Source organism: Lactobacillus delbrueckii subsp. bulgaricus (assembly GCF_046938665.1).
Taxonomy (GTDB): Bacteria; Bacillota; Bacilli; order Lactobacillales; family Lactobacillaceae; genus Lactobacillus; species Lactobacillus delbrueckii_C.
In genome coordinates this window covers 145891-169728 of sequence record NZ_JBKZCD010000001.1, presented here as the reverse complement: position 1 = coordinate 169728, position 23838 = coordinate 145891, and the positions used below count along the sequence as shown (strand labels likewise).

The 23838-nt window shown below is 52.3% G+C and carries 21 protein-coding genes and 1 tRNA gene; 18 read left to right on the top strand and 4 right to left on the bottom strand.

Features of this window, described 5'->3' with window-relative positions:
• Nucleotides 1-118: 118 nt before the first annotated feature.
• From uvrB to whiA, 8 genes are all read left to right on the top strand, one after another.
• Nucleotides 119-2161, top strand: a complete 2043-nt coding sequence (uvrB, locus tag ACLUXO_RS00835) for an excinuclease ABC subunit UvrB (protein WP_412135933.1) — start codon at nt 119-121, stop codon at nt 2159-2161.
• Complete coding sequence (gene uvrA, locus ACLUXO_RS00830; protein ID WP_412135932.1) at nt 2151-5009, top strand: excinuclease ABC subunit UvrA; 2859 nt, start codon at nt 2151-2153, stop codon at nt 5007-5009. Before uvrB ends, uvrA begins: the two co-directional genes overlap by 11 nt.
• A gap of 95 nt (nt 5010-5104) precedes the next feature.
• Nucleotides 5105-5647 (top strand): HdeD family acid-resistance protein, encoded by a 543-nt coding sequence (locus ACLUXO_RS00825; RefSeq protein ID WP_412135931.1) that lies wholly within the window; start codon nt 5105-5107, stop codon nt 5645-5647.
• 114 nt (nt 5648-5761) lie between these two features.
• Nucleotides 5762-6565, top strand: a complete 804-nt coding sequence (locus tag ACLUXO_RS00820) for a M55 family metallopeptidase (RefSeq protein ID WP_412135930.1) — start codon at nt 5762-5764, stop codon at nt 6563-6565.
• A gap of 8 nt (nt 6566-6573) precedes the next feature.
• Nucleotides 6574-7632: a DmpA family aminopeptidase gene (locus tag ACLUXO_RS00815; RefSeq protein WP_412135929.1), complete on the top strand. Its 1059-nt coding sequence runs from the start codon at nt 6574-6576 to the stop codon at nt 7630-7632.
• Between the two features lie 101 nt (nt 7633-7733).
• Nucleotides 7734-8612, top strand: a complete 879-nt coding sequence (rapZ, locus tag ACLUXO_RS00810; protein WP_412135928.1) for an RNase adapter RapZ — start codon at nt 7734-7736, stop codon at nt 8610-8612.
• A 9-nt stretch (nt 8613-8621) separates the two neighbouring features.
• Nucleotides 8622-9641, top strand: coding sequence for a gluconeogenesis factor YvcK family protein (locus ACLUXO_RS00805; RefSeq protein ID WP_412135927.1), 1020 nt, complete (start codon nt 8622-8624; stop codon nt 9639-9641).
• A 7-nt stretch (nt 9642-9648) separates the two neighbouring features.
• The gene (whiA, locus tag ACLUXO_RS00800) at nt 9649-10581 is read left to right on the top strand and encodes a DNA-binding protein WhiA (RefSeq protein WP_270447526.1); all 933 of its coding nucleotides are present in this window, start codon (nt 9649-9651) and stop codon (nt 10579-10581) included.
• 71 nt (nt 10582-10652) lie between these two features.
• Here whiA and ACLUXO_RS00795 read toward each other — a convergent pair whose 3' ends face one another.
• Entirely contained in the window at nt 10653-11237 is a 585-nt protein-coding gene (locus ACLUXO_RS00795; protein WP_002879977.1) for an ATP-dependent Clp protease proteolytic subunit, read from the bottom strand.
• Nucleotides 11238-11422: 185 nt separating this feature from the next.
• Here ACLUXO_RS00795 and ACLUXO_RS00790 point away from each other — a divergent pair, with 185 nt between their 5' ends.
• From ACLUXO_RS00790 to ACLUXO_RS00775, 4 genes are all read left to right on the top strand, one after another.
• Complete coding sequence (locus tag ACLUXO_RS00790) at nt 11423-12919, top strand: SH3-like domain-containing protein (RefSeq protein ID WP_412135926.1); 1497 nt, start codon at nt 11423-11425, stop codon at nt 12917-12919.
• Between the two features lie 358 nt (nt 12920-13277).
• Nucleotides 13278-14258: a tryptophan ABC transporter substrate-binding protein gene (trpX, locus tag ACLUXO_RS00785; RefSeq protein WP_412135925.1), complete on the top strand. Its 981-nt coding sequence runs from the start codon at nt 13278-13280 to the stop codon at nt 14256-14258.
• Between the two features lie 18 nt (nt 14259-14276).
• Entirely contained in the window at nt 14277-15173 is an 897-nt protein-coding gene (locus ACLUXO_RS00780) for an ABC transporter permease (protein WP_412135924.1), read from the top strand.
• Nucleotides 15166-15930, top strand: coding sequence for an ABC transporter ATP-binding protein (locus ACLUXO_RS00775; RefSeq protein ID WP_003614741.1), 765 nt, complete (start codon nt 15166-15168; stop codon nt 15928-15930). The genes ACLUXO_RS00780 and ACLUXO_RS00775 overlap by 8 nt, the downstream gene beginning before the upstream one ends.
• Nucleotides 15931-16015: 85 nt before the next feature.
• Here the strand turns inward: ACLUXO_RS00775 and ACLUXO_RS00770 are convergent.
• A tRNA-Arg gene (locus ACLUXO_RS00770) sits at nt 16016-16087 on the bottom strand.
• Nucleotides 16088-16383: 296 nt separating this feature from the next.
• Between ACLUXO_RS00770 and ACLUXO_RS00765 the strand changes: the two genes are divergently transcribed.
• The 5 genes from ACLUXO_RS00765 (at nt 16384) to ACLUXO_RS00745 (ending at nt 21571) form a co-directional block, all read left to right on the top strand.
• The gene (locus ACLUXO_RS00765; RefSeq protein ID WP_013439259.1) at nt 16384-17427 is read left to right on the top strand and encodes a sugar-binding domain-containing protein; all 1044 of its coding nucleotides are present in this window, start codon (nt 16384-16386) and stop codon (nt 17425-17427) included.
• Between the two features lie 37 nt (nt 17428-17464).
• Entirely contained in the window at nt 17465-18481 is a 1017-nt protein-coding gene (gap, locus tag ACLUXO_RS00760) for a type I glyceraldehyde-3-phosphate dehydrogenase (RefSeq protein ID WP_201330120.1), read from the top strand.
• 95 nt (nt 18482-18576) lie between these two features.
• A complete protein-coding gene (locus ACLUXO_RS00755) occupies nt 18577-19788 on the top strand; it encodes a phosphoglycerate kinase (protein ID WP_412135923.1) in 1212 nt (403 codons plus the stop codon).
• A 21-nt stretch (nt 19789-19809) separates the two neighbouring features.
• The gene (gene tpiA / locus ACLUXO_RS00750; protein WP_003618963.1) at nt 19810-20568 is read left to right on the top strand and encodes a triose-phosphate isomerase; all 759 of its coding nucleotides are present in this window, start codon (nt 19810-19812) and stop codon (nt 20566-20568) included.
• Nucleotides 20569-21004: 436 nt separating this feature from the next.
• The gene (locus ACLUXO_RS00745) at nt 21005-21571 is read left to right on the top strand and encodes a GNAT family N-acetyltransferase (protein ID WP_013439260.1); all 567 of its coding nucleotides are present in this window, start codon (nt 21005-21007) and stop codon (nt 21569-21571) included.
• Here ACLUXO_RS00745 and ACLUXO_RS00740 read toward each other — a convergent pair.
• Both ACLUXO_RS00740 and ACLUXO_RS00735 read right to left on the bottom strand, forming a co-directional pair.
• Entirely contained in the window at nt 21528-22097 is a 570-nt protein-coding gene (locus ACLUXO_RS00740; RefSeq protein ID WP_412135922.1) for an LURP-one-related/scramblase family protein, read from the bottom strand. The two genes, ACLUXO_RS00745 and ACLUXO_RS00740, sit on opposite strands and share 44 nt — an antisense overlap.
• Nucleotides 22094-22978: a Cof-type HAD-IIB family hydrolase gene (locus ACLUXO_RS00735; protein ID WP_412135921.1), complete on the bottom strand. Its 885-nt coding sequence runs from the start codon at nt 22976-22978 to the stop codon at nt 22094-22096. The genes ACLUXO_RS00740 and ACLUXO_RS00735 overlap by 4 nt, the downstream gene beginning before the upstream one ends.
• 161 nt (nt 22979-23139) lie before the next feature.
• Here ACLUXO_RS00735 and ACLUXO_RS00730 point away from each other — a divergent pair, with 161 nt between their 5' ends.
• Nucleotides 23140-23823, top strand: coding sequence for a uracil-DNA glycosylase (locus ACLUXO_RS00730; RefSeq protein WP_412135920.1), 684 nt, complete (start codon nt 23140-23142; stop codon nt 23821-23823).
• Nucleotides 23824-23838 lie beyond the last annotated feature (15 nt).

Here is a 23838-nt window from a genome sequence, read left to right as displayed (position 1 = left end):
TTAAAAGCAGCGGACAAGTGGTCGGCTGCTTTTTTCTTTGAGCAAAATATTGTTAGAATCTATGTTCGGGTAGTAAAATAGAATACGACTGATTATTGCAAGTTTAAGGGGGAAAAAAGTGATTAAGCGGCAAGACAATAACAAATTTGAACTCGTCTCACCATATAAGCCGGCCGGCGACCAGCAGCAGGCCATCGACCAGCTGACGGCCGGTTTTCAGGCCGGCGATAAAGAGCAGATTCTCAAGGGGGCAACGGGGACGGGGAAGACCTATACCATGGCCAATGTAATTGCCAAAATGAACAAGCCGACCCTGGTCATTACCCACAACAAGACCCTGGTTGGCCAGCTCTACAATGAATTTAAGGAATTTTTCCCGAACAACGCCGTGGAATACTTCGTTTCCTACTATGACTACTACCAGCCGGAAGCCTACGTGCCCCAGTCAGACACTTACATTGAAAAAGATGCCTCGATCAACGACGAAATCGACCAGCTGCGGCACGCGGCCACCAGCGCCTTGATGTCCAGAAATGACGTCATCGTGGTGGCTTCCGTTTCCTGTATCTACGGCTTGGGTGACCCAAGAGAATACGCAGCCAGCGTGTTAAACGTCTATACTGGCCAGGAATACGAAAGAAACACCCTGCTCAGAGACCTGGTCAACATCCAGTACGACAGAAATGACATCGACTTCCAGCGGGGCCGCTTCCGGGTCCGGGGCGACGTCGTGGAAGTTTTCCCGGCCGGCTATTCTGACCGGGCCTACCGGATTGAATTTTTTGGCGACGAAATCGACCGGATTGTTGAAGTTGACTCCTTGACCGGGGAAGTGCACGGGGTCAGAGACAGCATCTCCCTTTTCCCGGCCACCCACTTCATGACCAATGAAGACCAGCTGGCCGGGGCTATCGACCGGATCAAGACTGAGATGGACGACCAGGTCAAGAAGTTTGAAAAAGAAGGCAAGCTGCTGGAGGCAGAAAGAATCAAGCAGCGGACCACCTACGACTTGGAAATGCTGAGAGAAGTCGGCTACACCAACGGGATTGAAAACTACTCCCGGCAGATGGAAAACCGCAAAGCCGGTGAGCCGCCATACACTCTTTTGGACTTCTTCCCCAAGGATTCCCTGATTTTAATCGACGAATCCCATGCCACCATGCCGGAAATCCGGGCCATGTACAACGGGGACAGAAACAGAAAGCAGACCTTGATTGACTATGGCTTCCGCCTGCCATCAGCCTTGGACAACCGGCCTTTGAAGCTGGAAGAATTTGAGCAGCATGTCAACCAGATCATGTATGTGTCAGCCACCCCGGGTGACTATGAATTAAACCGGACCAGCCGGATCGTAGAACAGGTCATCCGGCCGACCGGCCTTTTGGACCCGAAGATTGAGGTCCGGCCAATTGAAGGGCAGATCGACGACCTGGTTGCTGAAATCAACCTGCGGATTGAAAGAAAGGAACGGGTTTTTGTCACTACTTTGACCAAAAAGATGGCTGAAGACTTGACCGACTACTTGAAAGACCTGGGCATCAAGGTCCGCTACCTGCACTCGGACATTAAAACCCTGGAAAGAATGCAGATTATCCGGGACCTCCGCTTGGGCAAGTTTGACGTTTTGATCGGGATCAACCTGCTTAGGGAAGGGATCGACGTGCCGGAAGTTTCCCTGGTGGCCATTCTGGACGCGGACAAGGAAGGCTTCCTGCGGGCCTACCGGCCGCTGATCCAGACCATGGGCCGGGCGGCCCGGAACGCCAATGGTGAAGTCATCATGTATGCTGACCGGATCACCGATTCCATGAAGCTGGCGATTGATGAAACGAACCGCCGCCGGGCCATCCAGATGAAGTACAATGAAGAGCATGGGATCGTGCCAAAGACCATCATCAAGCCGGTCCGGGACATGATCTCCGTGGTCAAGGCCGACAAGGAAGTAGAAAAGTCAGACTCCTTCGCCGACCTCAACTTCGACGAGCTGACGGCCAAGCAGAAGAAGCAGATGATCGTCAACTTGAAAGAGCAGATGCAAGACGCGGCCAAGCGCTTGGACTTTGAAAGTGCGGCTAACCTCCGCGACGCGATTATCGAGCTGGAAGGCTCAGTAAGAAAACCGATTAAGAAGAAAGGCAAGGACTTCAATGGCAGATAGAAAGATTGTCATCCGAGGTGCCCGTGAGCACAATTTAAAAGACATCGATGTAACCATTCCTAAAGACCAGCTGGTCGTTATTACTGGCTTATCAGGTTCAGGCAAGAGCTCACTGGCTTTTGACACCCTGTACGCTGAAGGCCGGCGCCGCTATGTGGAATCCCTGTCCAGCTATGCCCGCCAGTTTTTAGGGCAAATGGACAAGGCCGACGTCGACTCAATCGACGGCCTTAACCCGGCCATTTCCATCGACCAGAAGACGACCTCCCACAATCCCCGCTCAACGGTCGGTACGGTTACTGAAATCAACGACTACCTCCGCCTGCTCTGGGCCAGGGTCGGCCACCCTTACTGCCCAAACGACGGCACCTTGATCCAGCGGCAGTCGGTTGACCAGATGGTGACCCGGATCCTGGATTTGCCGGAAAGAAGCAAGATCCAGCTTTTGTCCCCGGTCATCCGGGGCAAGCGGGGCGAGCACAAGGAGGTTTTCGCCCGCATCCGCCGGGCCGGCTATGTCCGGGTGATCGTTGACGGTGAGCAGCATGACGCCAGTGAGGAATTTGCTTTAGAGAAAAACAAGCGCCATGACATCGAAATTGTGGTCGACCGTCTGGTCATCAAAGACGGGATCCGGTCCCGCCTCTTTGATTCGGCTGAAGCAGCCCTGCGTCTGTCTGAAGGCTACATGGACGTTGACGTGATCGGGGGCGAGAAGCTCAGCTTTTCAGAATACTACGCCTGTCCTCTTTGCGGCTTTACAGTCGGGGAAATGGAGCCCCGCCTCTTCTCCTTCAACGCGCCTTTCGGGGCCTGCCCGGCCTGCGATGGCCTGGGGATGAAGCTGGCGGTTGACCCGGACTTAGTGGTCCCGGATAAGGACAAGAGCTTGGCGGAAGGGGCCCTGGCTCCTTGGGCAGGGTCAAAGTACTACATGGGGATGCTGGAGCAGGCCTGCGCTGCTTTAAAGATCCCGATGGACAAGCCTTTTAAAAAGCTGACCAAGCGGCAAAGAGACATTATCTTAAATGGGTCTGACAAGGAAATCCACTTCCACCTGGAAGGGGACTTCGGGGTCAACGACACCAAGCAGCCCTTTGAAGGGGTGATCAACAATGTCGACCGCCGCTATGCCAAGCCAATGTCCAAGTTCATGCAGGAAGTCATGGGCAAGTACATGACTGAATTGCCTTGTGAGGTCTGCGGCGGCAAGCGGCTTAATGAGAAGGCCCTGGCCGTTAAGGTCAATGGCAAGAACCTGGCTGAAGCCAGCGACTTGTCAATCAAGGACGGCCTGGCCTTTTTCAAGGCAGTTGACTTAAGTGAGCAGGAAGCTGCTATCGCCAAGCCGATCCTAAAAGAAGTCTGCGACCGCTTGAATTTCCTGGTCAGCGTCGGCCTGGACTACTTGACCCTGTCCAGATCAGCCGGGACTTTATCCGGCGGGGAAGCCCAGCGGATCCGCCTGGCCACCCAGATCGGGTCCAACCTGTCCGGGGTTATGTATGTCTTGGATGAACCGTCTATCGGCCTGCACCAGCGGGACAACGACCGCTTGATCGCGTCTTTGAAGCGGATGCGGGACCTGGGCAACTCCTTAATTGTCGTTGAACACGACGATGAAACTATGCGGGCTGCTGACTACTTGATCGACATGGGGCCAGGGGCCGGCAGCCAGGGCGGGGAGGTTATGGCGGCCGGAACGCCGGAAGAAGTCATGGCCAATCCGAAGTCTTTGACTGGCCAGTACCTGCGGGGAGAAAAGTTCATCCCGGTACCATTGAAGCGGCGCAAGGGCAGCGGCAAGAAGCTGAAATTGACCGGAGCGGCGGAAAACAACCTGAAGAATATCAGCGTCGAATTCCCATTAAGCGAATTTATGGTCGTGACCGGGGTTTCCGGGTCCGGCAAGTCCACCCTGGTCAACCAGATTTTAAAGCGGGTCCTGGCCCAGAAGCTCAACCACAATTCTGCCAAGCCAGGCAAGTATGACAAGCTGACTGGCTGGAAGAATATTGAAAAAGTGATCGACATCGACCAAAGCCCGATCGGCCGGACCCCGCGGAGCAACCCGGCGACCTACACCAGCGTCTTTGACGATATCCGGACCCTTTTTGCCCAGACCAATGAAGCCAAGATGCGGGGCTATACCAAGGCCCGCTTCTCCTTCAACGTCAAGGGCGGGCGCTGCGAAACCTGCCACGGGGACGGGATCCTCAAGATCGAAATGAACTTTCTGCCGGACGTCTACGTTCCTTGTGAAGTCTGCCATGGCCAGCGCTATAATTCTGAAACTTTGGAAGTGACTTACCGGGAAAAGAATATTGCCCAGGTCCTGGACATGACGATCAGTGAAGCCTGCGACTTCTTTGTCAACATTCCCAAGATTCACCGCAAGCTGCAGACCATCGTCGACGTTGGTCTGGGCTATGTCAAGCTGGGCCAGCCGGCCACCACTTTGTCCGGCGGGGAAGCCCAGCGGATGAAACTGGCCAGCGAACTGCAGAAATTGTCGACTGGGAAGAACTTCTACATCCTGGATGAACCAACTACTGGCCTGCACACCGACGACATCAAGCGCCTTTTGGAGGTCCTCCAGCGCCTGGTGGACCAGGGCAACACGGTTTTGGTGATCGAACACAACCTGGACGTGATCAAGACGGCTGACTGGCTGATCGACCTGGGCCCTAACGGGGGCGAGCGGGGCGGCCAGGTGGTCTGCACGGGGACGCCGGAAGAAGTGGCAGACTGCCCAGAGTCCTGGACTGGCAAGTATCTCAAGCCAGTTTTGGACCGGGACAAGGCTTTGACTGAAAGCAGTCTTGCAAATAAAGAAAAAGAATCTTAATCACGCCCTAAACCTTTTCTAGAAAATATTGTAAAATGAAAGCGGAAGCCAAATAATTGTCAGAATTTTTACTTTAGTGTGAAAGGATGATTTTTATGTTTGATTCCGGCTACAACGAAAAACGCGGCTTTGACTGGGGCGTCTTCATCGCTGGGGTCATCTCCGTCGTTTTGAGCATTTTTCTCTTTGCCAACCCTGGCAAGGGCTTGCGGGGCCTGGTTATTATTCTGGCTGTCTTGTCGATCATGCAGGGGATCGCTTGGATTTCCATGTATGCCGGCTTTCACGGTATCTTTGGTCCGTCTTGGACGACCCTTTTATCGGGGATCTTTGACATTTTGATCGGGATCTTCTTCCTGTGGAATAACAAGGTCGGGGCATACACGATCGCGATCGTGGTGGCCATCTGGTTCATCGTCGACTCGGTGATCGGGATCGTCTTTGCCTGGCACCTGCGTTTCTTTGAGACCGGCTGGTATTTCTTCTTCAACCTGCTCTTGAACATCCTGGGCCTGGTTGTCGGGGTCATGCTTCTGTTCAGACCGGTTATCGCGGGGATGAGCACGGTCTACTTGATCGCGATCTACCTGATGGTCTTCGGGATCAATGAGATTGCTTTGGCCTTTATGCACCGTTAAGCATTTTAAACTGCCGATACTTAACAGATTGTTTAAGTGTTGGCAGTTTTTTTAATGGTAAAATGAAAGTAAGCAGTAAAAAAGTGTAAGGAAAAAGCAGGGAGGCAAGGGAAAATGGAAAAAAAGATTTATATTTCCTGCGACATGGAGGGCTGCGCCGGCGTTACCAGCTGGGAGCAGACCCATTATGGCCAGAAGGGCTATGACCTGGCTTTAAAAGAGATGACCCGGGAAACCGTGGCCGCGGTCAAGGCCTGCCAGCAGGCCGGCTACCAGGTGACCGTCAAAGACGGGCATGAGGATGGGATCAACCTGGATCCGGCCCTGTTGCCGGCGGGCACGGAACTGATCCAGGGCTGGGACTCTTCCCCAGAAGAAATGATGGCGGGAATTTCCGCCGACTATGCCGGGGCCATCCATATCGGCAGCCACTCTCCGGCCGGCTCCAGCGAAACGCCCTTGGACCATACGGTGGAACATGGCTGGTATTCCTGGGTCAAGCTGAACGGGGAATTGGCCTCGGAATTTACCTTCAACAGCCTCTGCGCGGCCCAGTATGGGGTACCCTCACTTTTCCTGGCCGGGGATGCCGGTATCTGCCGGCGGGCTGAGGACTTTTGCCCGGGAATCGTGACTTACGCCACTAAAAAAGGGGTAGGCAGCGCGACCGTCAATATGAGTCCCCAGGAAGTTGAAGCGGGCATCGCGACCGGGATCAAGGAAGCCTTGGCGGGGCCCGGCGGTCTGCCGCTTTTAGCTGACGAATACCTGCTGGAATTCTGCTTTTCTTCAGCAGGCCGGGCCAGAGCCGCTTCTTTTTACCCAGGAGCTGAACGAGCCGGCGAGCGGGTCGTTTCTTACCGGGCCAAGAGTATTATGGAACTCTTGACGGCGAAAATGTTCATGACGGAAATCTGAGGTGGAAGATGGGCTTAAAAGGAGAACTGTTTTTGCCCCGGGCTTATCAAACCGGAGAGAAAAACGACATAACCGATGTTCCGGGGGTCAAGGTGGGCCAGGTGACCCTGCGAAAGGGCGGGGTTAATACCGGTGTCACGGCAATCTTGCCCGGGGATAATATTTTTAAGCAAAAAATGCTGGCCAGCGGCCAGGTGATCAACGGCTTCGGTAAAACGACCGGCCTGGTTCAAGTGAGTGAGCTGGGCACTTTGGAGACTCCGATTCTCATGACCAATACTCTGGCCGTGGGGACCTGCTGGACGGCCTTGACCCGCTACATGCTGGACCGGAACCCGGAGATCGGCCTGACAACCGGGACGGTCAATCCGGTCGTGATGGAGTGTAACGATGGGGATTTGAACGATATCAGGTCTCTGCCGGTTAAAGAGAGCGATGCTCTGACGGCTTTAGCTTTAGCTGAGGGTAATCCGCCCCTGCTGGAAGGTAATGTCGGTGCCGGAACCGGGATGCGCTGTTTAGGTTTTAAGGGCGGCATCGGGTCAGCTTCACGGCTTTTGGACCTGGCTGGGAAAAAATATCACGTGGCCAGCCTGGTCTGCGCCAACTTTGGGGCTTTTGGCAAGTTGCGGGCCGGCGGCCGCCTTTTGGGCCAGGAATTAAAAGCCGCCGTTTTGGCCCGGGCGAAAGTAGAAAATAACCAGCTTTATGCCCGCTATCAAAAAGACCAGGGGTCAATCGTGATGGTGATCGCCACCGACCTGCCCCTCTCCAGCCGGCAACTAGGCCGCCTGGCCCGCCGGAGCGCGGTTGGCTTAGCCAGAACCGGGTCGTATATCGGCGATGGTTCTGGCGACATTGCCCTGGCTTTTTCCACGGCGCAAAGGGTCAGCCATTTCGCCAAAGAAGCGGAAAGCTTTAGCTTTTTGCCGGACAGCCAGCTGGACCCGGTCTTTGAAGCCGGGGCGGAGACAATCGAAGAAGCGGTCTTGAGTGCCCTGGTCCACGCAGAGACCTTGACCGGTTTTCAAGGGAGAAGGGTCTACGGCTTAGGGGATTTTTTATAAAAATAGTAGAGAATAGGAATGCAGCTAGGACGAAATGATTGCCAAGACGCGGCACGCCCGGTATGATAGAGTTTAACGTTTTATGGGAGCAATACGGAATCATGCATGAAAAATACAAGAAACAGCTGTTGATTTTGACGGGGATGAGCGGGGCCGGCAAGACGGTCGCCGCCCACTCATTAGAAGACATTGGCTACTTCGTGGTTGACAACCTGCCCCCGGAATTGCTGGGCAATTTCTGGGACTTGATGAACACTTCGGAAGACTTTGAAAAAGTTGCCGTGGTGATTGACCTCAGAGTCAAGTCCTTTTACAAGGACCTGATCGACGAAATCAACTCCCTGGAAGACAGCGGCCAGACCCAGGCCACGATTGTCTTTTTGGAAGCTTCTGACGACACCCTCGTGGCCCGCTACAAGGAAACCCGCCGCTTGCCGCCTTTAGCGGAAAACGGCCGCCTTTTAGACGGGATCCGGGATGAACGCCGCCTTTTGACTCCGGTGAGAAACCGGTCTAATTACATTTTGGACACCTCCAAGATGACGACGAAGGAATTGAAGCAGAAGCTGCAGAGCAAATTCGGGGAACTCCACAAGCCAAAATTTGGGATTGAGGTCATGTCCTTTGGCTTTAAGTACGGAATGCCGATTGACGCCGACATCGTCATGGACGTCCGCTTTTTGCCTAATCCCTTCTACATTCCGGAACTGCGTCCTTTCACGGGGCTGGACAAGCGGGTCTTCAACTATGTCATGGACAAGGATGAAACCAAGGTCTTCTACGACAAGCTGCTGGACCTCTTGCTGACAGCAATTCCCGGCTACATTGACGAAGGCAAGGAAAAACTGACAATCGCCATCGGCTGCACGGGCGGTCAGCACCGCAGCGTCTCGATTGCCCAGCAGCTGGCGCGCGACTTGTCTGAAAAATATCCGGTTGACATTACCCACCGGGAAATCAGCCGTTATCTCAGAAAGTAGGAATTCAGCATGTCAATTGGCGAAAACAAGATCATCCGCATCATCAAGCGCCGCCGGCCCCGGGTGGTCGTCATTGGCGGGGGGACCGGCCTGCCGGTTATTTTGCAGGCCTTGAAAAAGCAGGACGCGGAGATTACGGCGATCGTGACCGTCTCTGACGACGGTGGTTCATCCGGGATCATCCGCAACTACATCAACGTCGTTCCCCCGGGTGACATCCGCAATGTCTTGGTTTCCTTGAGCGACCTCTCGCAAGAAAAAAAGCAGATCTTCCAGTACCGCTTTGAATCAAAGGACTCCTTTTTCTCCGGCCACGCCATCGGCAACTTGATCATCGCGGCCTTAAGCGAGATGCAGGGGAATATTTTTGACGCTGTCCAGACCTTATCAGACATGATGGAGGTCGATGGTCACATTTATCCTTCGGCTAACGAACCTTTGACCTTGAACGCGGAATTCATGGACGGCAGCCAGAGCAGCGGGGAAGTGGAAATTACCAGCCAGCACAAGCAGATCAAGCGGGTCTGGGTAACAGCTGATGACGGTGAGCCGGCAGCTCCCAGTCCGGTGATCGAGGCCATTATGCAAGCCGATGCTATTGTCCTGGGGCCGGGGTCCTTGTTTACCTCGATTCTGCCTAACTTGATGATCCCGAATGTTGGCCAGGCAGTCCGGGAGACCAAGGCTGAAGTGGTTTACGTCTGCAACATCATGACCCAGGCCGGGGAAACGGTGGGCTTAAGCGATGCCGACCACGTCCGGGTCATCAACCAGCACCTGGGCGGCAATTATATCGACACCGCCCTGGTCAACGGGGCCCAGATCGACATGACCAAGTTCCATCCGGAAGACTATGATGAGTATTTAAAGCCGGTCGCCAACGACTTTGCCGGCCTGCAGGAACAGAACTGCCGGGTGATTACGGACGACTTTATCGACCAGAGAAGCGGCCTGGTCTTCCATGATGGCGACAAGGTGGCCAGGGAAATCATTGACCTGGCCCTGCAGGAAATGTTTAAGAGAAAGTAGGAAGTTAATGGCGAGTTATGCCAGTGAGGTAAAAAAAGAACTGACTTCAATCGAGGTTCATCCCGAGCACGCTAAGGCGGAACTGGCGGCCTTTTTGCGGATGAACGCGGTTTTGAGCCGGCATGACGGGCAGATGAGCCTGGACATCGTGACGGAAAACCCGGCCATTGCCCGGCGGATTTTTTCCCTGATCAAGACGGCCTACGGCTTTGAGCCCCAGCTGATCGTGACCCGGAAGATGAAGCTGAAGAAGAACCACCAGTACCTGGTCAGAGTGGCCCAGATGGTCAGCGAGATTATGGCGGATTTAGAGATCTATTCCCCGGAAAAAGGCTTCATCACCGGGGTGCCGGACAAGATCAAGCATTCCGAGCAGCGGTCAATGTCCTACCTGCGGGGGGCCTTTTTGGCCAGCGGCAGCGTCAACAATCCGGAAACCAGCCGCTACCACCTGGAAATCTACTGCACTTATGCCAACCACTGCCAGGACTTGCAGGAGATCATGAACAAGTACTTTGACCTCAATGCCAAGGTGACGGCCCGCAGAAGCGGCAGCATCGTCTACTTGAAAGAAGCGGAAAAAATCGGCGACTTCCTCCATGTGGTCGGGGCGGTCAATGCCATGCTGGCCTTTGAGGACCTGCGAATCATGCGGGACATGCGCAATTCCGTCAACCGCCTGGTCAACTGCGACACGGCCAACCTCCGCAAGACGGCCAGCGCGGCCGCCAAGCAGGTGGAAGACATTGAATTGATTGACCAAAAGCAGGGCCTGGAGTCTTTGCCGGAGAAGCTGGCCAGCCTGGCCCGCTTCCGCCTGCAGCACCCGGAACTTTCCCTCAAGGAACTGGCTGAGCAGGTTCCCGACGGGCCGATTTCCAAGTCCGGGGTCAACCACCGCTTGAAGAAATTGCATGAGATCGCGGAAAATCTCCGCTAATAAATAATAAGACAAGAAAAAATCCAGACGGCTATTTCAGTCGTCTGGATTTTCTTTTTCCGATAAGCGGATTACTTGTTTTGGTTGACCATGATGTCGTCAATCAAGCCGTAGTCCTTGGCTTCCTGAGCGGTCATGTAGTGGTCGCGTTCAGTGTCGCGCTTGATGGTTTCGATGTCCTGGCCGGAGTCCTTGGCCAAGATTTCATTGATCATCTTTCTGGTCTTCAGGATTTCTTCAGCGGCAATCTGGATTTCCGTGGCTTGCCCTTGTGCCCCGCCCAAAGGCTGGTGGATGAGGACAGTAGCGTGCGGCAGGGCAAAACGCTTGCCCTTTTCGCCTTCAGCCAAAATGATTGAGGCCATGGAAGCTGCCATACCGGTGGCAATGGTGGAAACTGGTGACTTGATGAAGTTCATGGTGTCCACGATAGCCATGCCGGAAGTGATCACGCCGCCTGGTGAGTTGATGTACATGTAAATGTCTTTAGTATTGTCTTGCGCGTCAAGGAAAAGCAGCTGGGCAATGATGGAGTTGGCCATTTGGTCGTTAACTTCACCGCTCAGCATGATGATCCGGTCCTTCAGCAAGCGGGAGTAAATGTCATAAGCGCGTTCGCCGCGGGCCGTTTGTTCAATAACTGTAGGTACTAACATAATTTTCCTCCTAGTGATTGGATTAGCACTCATTTGGATACAGTGCTAATTAAAACACTCCTGGCCGGGTCTGTCAAACTTGGCGCACTCTTTTTAAAAAAATAAACTGGTGCTATAATTTCCTTGTGTAAAAAGGCTTTTTTAGCTGGAAAGAATCTAATTTATGTAGAAAGAGGAAAAAAGAAATGGATAAGAAACTGCTCTGCTCTCTGTTGCTAGCGGCGGCCTTTATTGGCCAGGCCCAAACGGCCCAGGCGGCCACGGTCAGCAAGATGCCGGGGACAAAAAACATGGGGATCTATGCCAAAGTAACTAAGAAGGGCGCTAGCAAGAAAGTGACGACCACTAAGTACTTTAAGTACAGCAAGATCCAGTCAACGGCCAGCAAGAAGACCAAGAAGGGGACCTACGACTACATTTATGCCAATGGCCGCCCTTTAGGCTGGGTTAGTGAAAAGTGGTTTGCCAGAAACAAGATTTCCGCGGCCAAGCAGATTTACCTGGTCAAAGATGACAACCGCTTTAACTATAAGGACGCCATCAGCTATGTAACCGACGCTCACGGGACCATGGTGGACCCGGCTAATGGCGCGGTTAAGGCCAGTCTGTCCGGGGACAAGCTGACTTTTACTTATGGCAAGGCCAAGACGACCGTTAAATTGGTGAAGATGGCCAACCCGAACCGGGGCCTTAAGCCGGCAATTTCTGCCAAGAAGGGCCCTAAGGAAGTGGCCAGCACGAGAAAGCACTCCGGCAGCTCCAAGAACTGGAACGCCGCCCACCGCTACGGCACAGAGACCAGCAGCAACCGCTGGACCAGTGGCGGCTTGACCTTGGCCACCCAGCTTTGGGAACCTCGCAACTTGAGCCTGGAGACCAATGACTGGCAGCAGGTCGGCCCCGTTATGGAAGGCTTGGCCGTAAATGGCGGCTGGGCTTACAGCAGCTGGTACCGGTCAGCTGCCGCCAGCGACCAGCTTAAGGGCAACATCGTGGCCTTCAACATGAAGAAGCTGAACAAGTACCAGGCCCAGTACCTGTCACCGCGCAGCTACCTTTACAAGAAACTGAGTTTTGGCAAGTTTAAGAGCTACTCCCAAAATGTCAAAGTGAGCCCGTACCTGCGATTAGGCCACGGCCAGTCCCTGGGGGCAAGTTCAAAGTACATCTACGTTCTGGCCAACGAAAACAAACTGCCAGGCGGAGCAAGCAACGGTTTTTACTCGGAAGAAATCCTGCAGCTGAAGAAGAGCGACTTGACTATTAACAAGGTCTGGAGCATCCGGGTTGATGTCGGCACGTCTGGCCGCTACTTCCACAACGCCGCTTTTGCCGGCGACAATACCATGTACGGGGTCTTCCACAACGCGGCCTTTGGCCGTTATGAATTCTGGCGTCTTAACCTGGTCAACAACCGCTGGCAGGTCAGCCAGGTAACGGCAACCCAGAGCCACTTTGTTAAGCAGCAGGCCGGCAATTCTCCGGTCCAGGGCTTCAGCGTGGGCGGCGGCAACATGTACCTGGCCTTCAACAACTTGATCTTCAAGTTAAAGACTGACGGGACTTATCAAAAGACCTGGAAGCATGTCTCCAACCGGGAAATCGAAGGCCTGGCCAGCGATGGCGGCCAGCTTTACGCTCAATTGGCCCAAAGAGGGGAAATTCTTTCCGGCCGCTGGTAAAAAGCTGAAAAATAGCCTTGACAGAGGAAAGGCTTTCCAGTAAGATTAGTTAAAAATAAATTAAATGTTAACCGAGAGGTAAAAAAGATGAACTTTCAAGCAATGGTAAAAGAAAGCTGGCAATTCAAGTAGAGATTGTTTCGCGGGGCGATTCAATCTGTTTTGGCTTGAATCGCTGTCTGAATTGCTGAAAGTTGATCAGGGTCCGGATAGTAAATAAATCTATCCGGATTTTTCTTTTAGAGACAGAAAAGGAGGATCCAGGCGGATCCTCCTTTTTATTTTGCTTTCGGTTCGTTTGTTATTTTTTCTGTATTTACAGTACTTTAGTTTTTGCTTTAATTTGCGAGGTAACAGAATGAAAAAGGTGCTCGCGGCCTTTGCCGCAATCTATCTCTTTTTAGCAGCTGCCCTGTTTATCAATATCAAGCCGGCGGCCCAAAAGAGCAAGGAAGTCAGAGTGGGGGTCTTGACCCTGATGCGCCACCCGGCCTTGGACGAAATCTACCGGGGCTACAAGGCCGGCCTGGCAAAGTCGGGCTACAAGGTCAAGATCGACTATCAAAACGCCAACAATGACCAGAGCAATCTGAAGACCATGGCGGAAAAGCTGGTCAACAGCCAGGACCAGGTCCTCTTCGGGATCACCACCCCGTCTTCCCAGGCCCTGGCCAACGCGACCAAAAAGAAGCCGATTGTCTTAGGGGCAGTGACTGACCCCAAGGGGGCGGGCCTGGTGAAAAACAACAAGCGTCCCGGCGGCAACATCACCGGGGTCAGCGACCGGGCGCCGATCAAGCAGCAGCTCAAGTTGATCCAGCGCTTTTTGCCCAAGCTGCAGACCCTGGGGATCATCTACACCTCAAGCGACAGCTCAGCCGTGTCTGGCTACAAGCAGATCGTCAGCTACTGCAAGCAGATGGGGATCAACTACAAGGCCTACTCCATTTCCAACAGCAATGACTTAAACCAGGTCTCCCAGCAAATGCTGACCCAGGTTGACGCGGTGATCGTGCCGACTGACAACACGATTGCCGGGGCCATGCAGACCCTGGTCAAAAACGCCAACGCGGCTAAAAAGCCGGTCTTCCCGGCCGCCGGGACCATGGTTAAAGACGGGGGCCTGGCCACCTACAGCGTGGACCAGTACCAGCTGGGCTTGATCGGGGCCAAGATGACCGTCCAGATCTTGCAGGGCAAAAAGCCGGGCGACATGGCCATCCGTTATGTTGAACACGGCACCCCGTATCTTAACCTCAAGGAGGCTAAGAAGCTGGGCATCAAGGTTCCGGCCAGCTTCTTGAAAGAAGCCAAGTCCAAGGGCACCATCTACAAGTAGTTTACAAGGAGGATTTTTATGAATTTGATCGTATCGGCAATCGGCCAGGGCTTCTTATGGGGGCTCCTGGGCCTGGGCCTCTTTCTCAGCTTCAGAATCATGAACACGACGGATATGACCGTGGAAGGGACCTTCCCTTTAGGCGCGGCCGTTTCCGTCAGCCTGATCGTGCAAGGGACCAACCCCTTTTTAGCCACTTTGGCCGCCTTTGGGGCGGGGGCTTTAGCCGGCCTGGTCACGGCCCTTTTGATCACCAAGGGCAAGATTCCCAGCCTTTTAGCCGGGATTTTGACCATGACCGGGATCTACTCTATCGACTTGATGGTTATGGGCAAGTCTAATGTCTCCCTTTTAGGCAAAAAGACCATCTACTCCCTGGCCTTTTTGCAAAAACTGCCCCAGTACTTTGACAGCGTCGTTGCCGGCACCATCTTGATGGTTCTGGTCACCTGCGCCTTGATCTGGTTCTTGTCAACCGACTTTGGCCAGGCCTTTATTGCCACGGGTGACAACCCGCAGATGGCCAAGTCTCAGGGGATCAGCCCCCAGCAGATGACGGTGGCAGGCCTCATGATTTCCAACGGTCTGGTTGGCCTCTGCGGGGCGGCGGTCGCCCAAAGCAACGGCTACGCCGACGTGAACATGGGGATGGGGACGATTGTTATTGCCCTGGCCTCCATCATCATCAGTGAGGTTGTCTTCAGAAACCTTGGCCTGGCCAGCCGGTTATTCGCGGTCAGCCTGGGCAGCATTATCTACCGCCTGCTCTTATTGGCAGTTCTCCAGGTGGGCCTGTCTTCAAACAACTTGAATTTGATTTCTTCACTGGTTCTGGCCGCCTGCATGATGCTGCCGCAAGTTGAAGAAAAACTCCGCCTCAAGCAGACTTTTATGAAAGGAATTAAGCATGACTAGTCAAAATTTACTGGAACTGACCGATTTGGAAGTGGTCGTAGGCCGCGGCACAAGCGAGGAAAACAAGATCCTGGGCAAGCTCAGCCTCAAGATCAAGCCAGGGGACTTCATCTGCCTGCTGGGCGGCAACGGGGCCGGCAAGAGCACCCTGCTCAATGTTTTGGCCGGGGCCATCCAGCCGACCAGCGGAAAAATCCTCCACGCCGGCAAAGACATCAGCAAGGAAAGCGAGGTCAAGCGCAGCAGCTACATCGCCCGGGTCTTCCAGGATCCCAAGCTGGGGACGGCGCCCCGGATGACGGTGGCTGAGAATCTGCTTTTGGCCGCAAAAAGAGGGCAGAAGCGGGGGCTGAAGCTGCGCCGGCTGAAGGAAAACATTCCGGCCTTCAAAGAAGCCCTGGAGAAGGTCAACCCCGACCTGGCCGGCAAGCTGGACCTGCCGGTCGACCAGCTCTCAGGCGGCCAGCGGCAGGCCCTGAGCTTCGTCATGGCTACCTATAATAAGCCGGAGCTTCTGCTTTTAGACGAGCATACCGCGGCGCTTGACCCCAGATCCAGCCGCAAGCTGATGGAGGCAACCGATGAACAGATCCGGGCCAAGAAGATCACCGCGGTGATGATCACCCACCATATGGAAGACGCTTTAAAGTATGGCAACCGCCTTTTGGTTTTAGACCATGGTCAAATCAGCCACGACTACCAGGGCCAGGCCAAGCAGGACTTGACCCTGCAGGACTTAGCTGCCTTGTTTGACTGATAAAGAAGAGGCAAAACAGACAGAAAAATAAAACGAAAAAAGACAAAAAGAAAACCGCTGCTGAAAAGCAGCGGTTTTCATATGATGGACCCCCTGGGAGTCGAACCCAGATTTCAAGAACCGGAATCTTGCGTGCGATCCATTACACTAAGGGTCCCAATCACAGTTATTAATTATAGCAGAGATTCAGAGAATGGGAAGGGGTTAAAGCAAAAAAATTGTAAAAACTTGTAAAGTATCTGCGAAAAAGGCTAAGAAAGTTATAAAACAGGCTTTTCGCCCGGGCTGGGTCAGAAAAAAACTTGCATACGGAGCGAATTCTGTTATACTAAGAGTGTCGAGAGAGAAATGGAGATTGAAGCGAAGTCTTGTTTCTCTTATATTTTTAAGCAATGTGGGACAGGGAACGACAACAGTGTGGTCGGGAAGCGTCCCACTAGAAGGATGGTTACTTTGAACACGGATTTATCCCTGCTCGAACTGCTTGTTCCCGATGCTTTAAAGATCTTTCGACAAAGATATCTCATCCTTGAACAGATCAGCCTGCATGCTCCGATCGGCCGCCGGACGGTGGCCAGGCAGCTGGGGCTGAGCGAGCGGAACATCCGGACCGAAACTGATTACTTGCGTGACCAGGGTCTGATCGAAATCAAGAATTTCGGGATGTTCTTAACTGAAAAAGGAGAGAGTGTTGTAAAAGATGCAGCACCAATTGTTGATCGACTTTTTAATGCCAGCCAAGCAGAAGTATGGTTGGCCCAGGCTTTAGGAATAGATCGGACAATTATCGTAGCTGGCGACGCGGACCTGCAGAGCCGGGTTTATGACCTGGCTGGCGAAGAGCTGAATTCAGCCTTGAATCTGCTCTTGCCCCTGGCAGACTGCATTGTCACCGTTATGGGCGGCAAGACGATCGCCAAAGTGGCCAAGAAGCTGAACCGCAGCTTGAGTGAGAACCGGAGCTTGATCTTCGTCCCTGGCAGAGGGGCATTGGGCGGCCGGGTCAACACGGAAAGCAACGCGGTCGTTCAAGAAATGGCCCGGGCGACCGGCGGCAGCTATGAATCCCTCTTTTTACCGGAACATGTTTCCAAGGACGCTTACCGGTCTTTGGTCCGGGATCCGGAAATCAGCGGGGTGCTGCAGGATATCTCCCAAAGCGATGTCGTGATTCACGGCATTGGCCTGGCCAGTGAAATGGCCAGGAGGCGGGGCTACGATTCAGTTGCCCTGGCACGTCTGCGGGAGAACAAGGCCGTCACCGAATGTTTTGGATGTTTCTTCGATGAAGAAGGCCACGTTGTCGAACGCATCAGACAGGTTGGATTGCAGTTCGAGAACTTAACGAATGTCCCGCATATTCTGGCAATTGCCCTTGGCACGAGAAAGGCCAAGGCCATCAAGGCCTATATGCGCAACGCTCCTCATCAAACCTGGCTGATTACTGATGAGGCAGCCGCAAATCAGATTTTAAACGGGTCATCCCGCTTAAAATAAAATGTTGTTTATAGTTCTTAAGGAGGACTTTTCGAATATGACAGTTAAGATTGGTATTAACGGTTTTGGCCGTATTGGTCGTTTGGCATTCCGTCGTATCATGGACTTGGGTGAAGAAACCAAGGACATCGAAGTTGTTGCTATCAACGACTTGACTACTCCAGCTATGTTGGCTCACCTGTTGAAGTATGACTCAACTCACGGCACTTTCGACCACGAAGTTTCAGCTACTGAAGACTCACTGGTTGTAGACGGCAAGAAGTACCGCGTATACGCTGAACCACAAGCTCAAAACATTCCTTGGGTTAAGAACGATGGCGTTGACTTCGTTCTTGAATGTACTGGTTTCTACACTAGCAAGGCTAAGTCACAAGCCCACCTTGACGCTGGTGCAAAGCGTGTCTTGATCTCAGCTCCAGCCGGCAACGACTTGAAGACTATCGTTTACTCAGTAAACCAAGACACTTTGACTGCTGACGACACTATCGTTTCAGCTGGTTCATGCACTACCAACTCACTTGCTCCAATGGCTAACGCTTTGAACAAGGAATTCGGTATCGAAGTTGGTACTATGACTACTATCCACGCTTACACTGCAACTCAAAAGGTTTTGGATGGTCCTGACAGAGGCAACAACTTCCGCAACGCCCGTGCCGCTGCTGAAAACATCATTCCTCACTCAACTGGTGCTGCTAAGGCCATCGGCCTGGTATTGCCAGAATTGAACGGCAAGCTTGATGGTCACGCACAACGTGTCCCAGTTAAGGACGGTTCAGAAACTGAACTTGTTACTATCTTGGACAAGAAGGTAACTGCTGAAGAAGTTAACGCAGCTATGAAGAAGTACGAAAGCCCATCATTTGCTTACAACGCAGACCAAATCGTTTCTACTGACGTATTGGGCATGACTGCTGGTTCAATCTTCGACCCAACTCAAACCCAAGTTATCACTGCAGGCGACAAGCAACTTGTTAAGACTGTTGCTTGGTACGACAACGAATACTCATTCACTTGCCAAATGGTTCGTACTTTGTTGCACTTTGCTACTCTTTAATTTAAAGTTCTCTAAATTGAATTAGTAGTGTGAAAGAAGGCGGAGGGAAATTTCTTCCTTCCGCCTTTTTTCGATGAATATAGGAGATTTTTTCAATGGCTAAATTGATTGTTTCTGACGTAGACGTTAAGGACAAGAAGGTTTTGGTTCGCGTTGACTTCAACGTGCCGATTAAGGACGGCGTTATCGGCGACGACAACCGTATCGTGGCTGCTTTGCCAACTATCAAGTACATCATCGAAAACGGCGGCAAGGCTATCTTGCTTTCCCACCTTGGCCGGATCAAGAGCGATGAAGACAAGAAGAGCTTGAGCCTGGCTCCAGTTGCCAAGCGTTTGGGCGAATTGCTTGAAAAGCCTGTAACTTTCGTACCTTCAAACGAAGGCAAGGAAGTTGAAGACGCCATCAACAACATGAAGGACGGCGACGTAGTTGTTTTGGAAAACACCCGTTTCCAAGACATCGACAACGACTTCGGCAAGCGTGAATCAAAGAACGACCCTAAGCTGGGCGAATACTGGGCATCATTGGGTGACGTTTTCGTAAACGACGCCTTCGGTACTGCTCACAGAAGCCACGCTTCAAACGTTGGTATCGCTACGGCCATGAAGGCTGCCGGCAAGCCAGCAGCTGCTGGTTTCCTGCTTGAAAAGGAAATCAAGTTCCTGGGCAACGCTGTTGCTAACCCAGTTCACCCATTCGTAACTATTCTTGGCGGGGCTAAGGTTTCTGACAAGATCGGCGTTATCACCAACTTGATTCCAAAGGCTGACCACATCATTATCGGTGGTGGTATGGCTTACACCTTCCTTAAGGCTCAAGGTCACAGCATCGGCAAGTCCCTGGTTGAAGATGACAAGGTTGAATTTGCCAAGGAATTGTTGGAAAAGGCTGGCGACAAGCTGGTTCTGCCAATCGACAACGTAGCCGCAACTGAATTCAACAACGATGCTGCTTCAGAAGTTGTTGGCCAAGATATCCCAGACAACGAAATGGGCTTGGACATCGGTCCTAAGACTGTTGAACTCTTCAAGAAGACTCTTGAAGGTGCCAAGACTGTTGTTTGGAACGGGCCAATGGGCGTCTTCGAAATGCCAAACTTCGCCAAGGGTACTTTGGAAGTTGGCCGTGCTTTGGCCGACTTGCCAGACGCTACTACTATTGTCGGCGGTGGTGACTCAACTGCTGCTGCTAAGCAATTGGGGATCGCTCCTAAGTTGACTCACATCTCAACTGGTGGTGGCGCATCTCTTGAATACCTTGAAGGTAAGGAATTGCCAGGTATCGCTTGCGTTTCAGACAAGTAGTTTAGTAGGAGGATTTTTCAAATGTCACGTACCCCAATTATTGCTGGTAACTGGAAGCTGAACATGAACCCAAAGGAAACTGTTGAGTTCGTAAACGCTGTTAAGGACCAATTGCCAGACCCATCAAAGGTTGAATCAGTGATTTGTGCACCAGCAGTTGACTTGGACGCCTTGCTGAAGGCTGCCGAAGGCTCAAACCTGCACGTCGGTGCAGAAAACTGCTACTGGGAAAACTCCGGTGCCTTCACTGGTGAAACTTCTCCAGCAGTTTTGAAGGAAATGGGCGTGCAATACGTCATCATCGGCCACTCAGAACGCCGTGACTACTTCCACGAAACTGACGAAGACATCAACAAGAAGGCCAAGGCTATCTTTGCCAACGGCTTGACTCCAATCCTTTGCTGCGGTGAATCATTGGAAACCCGGGAAGCCGGCAAGGAAAACGAATGGGTTGTCAGCCAAATCAAGGCTGGCCTGGAAGGCTTGACTAGTGAACAAGTTTCCAAGCTGGTGATCGCTTACGAACCAATCTGGGCGATCGGCACTGGCAAGACTGCTTCAAGCGACCAAGCTGAAGAAATGTGCAAGACTATCCGGGAAACTGTTAAGGACTTGTACAACGAAGAAACTGCTGAAAACGTCCGCATCCAATACGGCGGTTCAGTAAAGCCAGCCAACGTCAAGGAATTGATGGCTAAGCCAAACATCGACGGTGGCTTGGTTGGTGGTGCATCATTGGTACCAGACTCATACCTGGCTTTGGTAAACTACCAAGACTAATTTTTGACTGTCATATCAAAAAACGCTCCTTCGGGAGCGTTTTTTCTTTGTTTGGTATTCTTGCTTTTAAAACTTTTTTCTAAAAAATCTCAGTCTATCAGTTGACAACGCTTACAAAGGTGGTATTATATAAGTGTAAACAAAAGAAAAGAGTTAATATTCAAGGAGGATACTCCACCAGAAAGTTTAGCTTAAATTCGCAGAGCATCACTAAATTAGGCTCGGGAAAGGACTGAGACCACCATAAAATGCAGTCGACAATTGAAGATAGAAGAAGTTCCTAACGGTTAAGTACGTGAGTAGATTAACTGTTAGGAACTTTTTGTTTGCCCGGAAAGGGCGCTTAATTGTCATTTTTCTCCTGACTATAGTAACATGAATTGTAGGAAAACAATTTATATAGAAAAATAATAAGGAAAAGGAGAAAGAAGGATAAATGATCCGTAAGGCAAGAAAAAGTGACTTTGAAGCGGTTTACCCGATTTTGAACCAGATTTTTGACGAGATGGACATGGATACCATCAACCGCCTGCCGGAGAGCCAGTTCTACGACTTGATGCGGCTGGGTTTCATCTCGGAAAACTACCGTTATTCCTACAACCGGATCTGGGTCGAGACTGACGAAAACGACCGGGTCCGGGGGATGATCTGCATGTACCCGGACAAGGCCCAGGGCATTATTGACGTGGTACTCAGAAAGGAAATGGCCAAGGTCGGCCTGCCAATGACCACCGATATCTTTACCGACAAGGAAGCCCAGAAGGGGGAATGGTATATCGATGCCTTAGCTGTCTCTCCGCGGGACTGGGGGAAGGGGATTGCCAGCCGCTTAATGGAACTGGCCCCGAAACTGGCCAAGAAGCACGGCTACAAGAAGGTCAGTTTAAACGTGGATCTAGAAAACCCTCGCGCACAGCAATTATACTTGCGCAAGGGTTTCAAAACGACTAATTCAATGACTATTGGCGACCGCGTTTACGACCATATGGTAAAAGAAGTTTAAAGAAGCTGGCCGTGCTGGTCGGCCGCCGGTTGAGATTTGGAAAAAGGTCCGGCAGGTTGAGCGGGGTGACGTGCCACTGGGTGAAAAGGACCGCGATCAGCAGAATAAAGGGGGTATCTTCCTCCCGGCTGATCTGGCAGGTCAAGGTCACCCCCTTGTCGGCTACCACGGTGTCAACGGAAGCCACCTTCTTAAAACCGTCCCGGAAGGAATAGCTGCCCTGCTTGATGCTGCCATTGACCCAGTAATTGAGCCGGGTAATGTAGAACAAGTTGGTCTGGGGGCTGTTGACCTTCTTGACGTGGACCAGGGAGTGGTGAACCACATCCAGGGTGTAAGAAGCGATCAAGCCGGTGCCATCGCTGAACAGGCGGCCGATTTCATTGCCGCTGGTGTCCAGCAGGTAAAGGGTGTGGTTGGGATTGTCCAGCCGGCCGCGGATGGAGCCAAAGGGCTTGCCCTCCTCATCGGTGATTGGAATCTGGCCCGTGCGGCCTTCCTGGGTCAGGTAGAGGGTGTAAATCATTGGTCCTGCTCTTTTTGATTGTCGGCAATGATCTTGTCGATAGCCCAGGCTACCCCGTCCTCATTGTTGCTCTTGGTGACGAAGCTGGCAATCGTCTTGATCTGGGGAACGGCATTGCCCATGGCTACGCCGGTGCCGGCAGCCTGGATCATGCTTTCATCGTTCAGGTTGTCGCCGATGGCCGCGATTTCTTCACGCTGGATGCCCTTGGCCGCCGCGTAGTCCAGCAGGGACTGGCCCTTTTGGGCGCCGGCGGCGTTGATTTCGATGTTGTCGGCCGCGCTGGAAGTGATGGACAGCTTGTCGATCTCTTCGATTTTCTTGATGACATCGGTGAAGGCGTATTGACCCCGGGAGTCAAAGACTAAAATCTTCATTACTTCCGTACCTGGTTCGTCCATCAAGTCTTCGTAGCTTGGCACCTGCTGGATGCTGACGATGGCCGGCTTGCTGGCTGAAACCAAAACAGCCTCCTTGAAGGTCAGCATTGGATTCAGTTCCACCATTAAGTGGGCCACGTTGGTAATTCGCTGGCTCAAGTCTTCTGAGTAGACGTGGTTGCTGGTAACCAGTTCGAAGTAAAAGCCTTCCTTCTTAAGCAGGCGGCAGATCTTCTTGGCCGTTTCCAGCTTCAAGGGATTCTTGACGATCAAGTTGCCGGCCGTGTCAAAGACCAGGCCCCCGTTTAAGTTGATAAAGCCGCAGTCGATCCCGTATTCTTTAAGCATTGGCTGGGATTCATGGGGTGCCCGGCCGCTGGCCACCATGAATTCGATGCCGTTTTCTTGGGCGCGTTTAATGGCTTGAACATTGGCGTCAGAAATTTCCATAGAAGAGTTCAGCAGGGTCCCGTCCAAGTCACAGGCGATCAGTTTAATCATGTTATTTCCTCCTTGTTGTTATCGATTTCATAATAACATAAAGGAGGAAGTTTGATTACTGCAAAGCGTTTCTTTATTTGAAAAAAGTTGTCGTGAATTATTTCACTAGTTTCTTTAAATCAAGGGGCAATCATGGTAAGATTGACTAAGGTGAATTACAGATGAAACATTTTATTGGAAATGATTGGGACCAGGTGCTTGCCCCGGTTTTTGAAAGTGATGAATATCACACGTTGCATGATTTTTTGAAAAAAGAATACCAGACCAGGCAGATCTACCCGGACATGTACCATATCTTTACGGCCTTCAAGCTGACCCCTTTTAAAGACACCAAGGTTGTCATTTTGGGCCAGGACCCCTACCACAATCCCGGCCAGGCTAACGGCATGAGTTTTTCTGTCATGCCGGGCACGCCCCTGCCACCGTCCTTGCGCAATATCTATAAGGAGCTCTATGACGATGTTGGGGCCCAGCCGGTCAACCACGGCTACCTTAAACGCTGGGCCGACCAGGGCGTTCTCTTGCTCAATGCCGTTTTGACCGTGCCATACGGCCAGGCTAACGGCCACCAGGGCAAGGGCTGGGAAATGGTGACAGACGCCGCGATTAAGGCCTTGAGCGAGCGGGGGCGGGTTGTCTTTATCCTGTGGGGCCGCTTTGCCCAAAATAAGATACCCCTGATCGACCAGGACAAGAATGTCATTATCAAGTCAGCCCACCCGAGTCCTTTTTCGGCCAACCGTGGCTTCTTTGGCTCCCGGCCCTTTTCAAGATGCAACGCGGCCTTAAAGGAGTTTGGCCTGGCCCCGGTTGACTGGCAATTGCCGCCTGACCCGGAAGCATGATTTTTTGAGGAGATT

Bases quoted from the DNA above. Each gene is read 5' to 3' on its own strand.
- uvrA (WP_412135932.1), top strand. From the start codon at position 2,151: ATGGCAGATAGAAAGATTGTCATCCGAGGTGCCCGTGAGCACAATTTA.
- ACLUXO_RS00825 (WP_412135931.1), top strand. From the start codon at position 5,105: ATGTTTGATTCCGGCTACAACGAAAAACGCGGCTTTGACTGGGGCGTC.
- ACLUXO_RS00820 (WP_412135930.1), top strand. From the start codon at position 5,762: ATGGAAAAAAAGATTTATATTTCCTGCGACATGGAGGGCTGCGCCGGC.
- ACLUXO_RS00815 (WP_412135929.1), top strand. From the start codon at position 6,574: ATGGGCTTAAAAGGAGAACTGTTTTTGCCCCGGGCTTATCAAACCGGA.
- rapZ (WP_412135928.1), top strand. From the start codon at position 7,734: ATGCATGAAAAATACAAGAAACAGCTGTTGATTTTGACGGGGATGAGC.
- ACLUXO_RS00805 (WP_412135927.1), top strand. From the start codon at position 8,622: ATGTCAATTGGCGAAAACAAGATCATCCGCATCATCAAGCGCCGCCGG.
- whiA (WP_270447526.1), top strand. From the start codon at position 9,649: ATGGCGAGTTATGCCAGTGAGGTAAAAAAAGAACTGACTTCAATCGAG.
- ACLUXO_RS00795 (WP_002879977.1), bottom strand. From the start codon at position 11,237: ATGTTAGTACCTACAGTTATTGAACAAACGGCCCGCGGCGAACGCGCT.
- ACLUXO_RS00790 (WP_412135926.1), top strand. From the start codon at position 11,423: ATGGATAAGAAACTGCTCTGCTCTCTGTTGCTAGCGGCGGCCTTTATT.
- trpX (WP_412135925.1), top strand. From the start codon at position 13,278: ATGAAAAAGGTGCTCGCGGCCTTTGCCGCAATCTATCTCTTTTTAGCA.
- ACLUXO_RS00780 (WP_412135924.1), top strand. From the start codon at position 14,277: ATGAATTTGATCGTATCGGCAATCGGCCAGGGCTTCTTATGGGGGCTC.
- ACLUXO_RS00775 (WP_003614741.1), top strand. From the start codon at position 15,166: ATGACTAGTCAAAATTTACTGGAACTGACCGATTTGGAAGTGGTCGTA.
- gap (WP_201330120.1), top strand. From the start codon at position 17,465: ATGACAGTTAAGATTGGTATTAACGGTTTTGGCCGTATTGGTCGTTTG.
- ACLUXO_RS00755 (WP_412135923.1), top strand. From the start codon at position 18,577: ATGGCTAAATTGATTGTTTCTGACGTAGACGTTAAGGACAAGAAGGTT.
- tpiA (WP_003618963.1), top strand. From the start codon at position 19,810: ATGTCACGTACCCCAATTATTGCTGGTAACTGGAAGCTGAACATGAAC.
- ACLUXO_RS00745 (WP_013439260.1), top strand. From the start codon at position 21,005: ATGATCCGTAAGGCAAGAAAAAGTGACTTTGAAGCGGTTTACCCGATT.
- ACLUXO_RS00740 (WP_412135922.1), bottom strand. From the start codon at position 22,097: ATGATTTACACCCTCTACCTGACCCAGGAAGGCCGCACGGGCCAGATT.
- ACLUXO_RS00735 (WP_412135921.1), bottom strand. From the start codon at position 22,978: ATGATTAAACTGATCGCCTGTGACTTGGACGGGACCCTGCTGAACTCT.
- ACLUXO_RS00730 (WP_412135920.1), top strand. From the start codon at position 23,140: ATGAAACATTTTATTGGAAATGATTGGGACCAGGTGCTTGCCCCGGTT.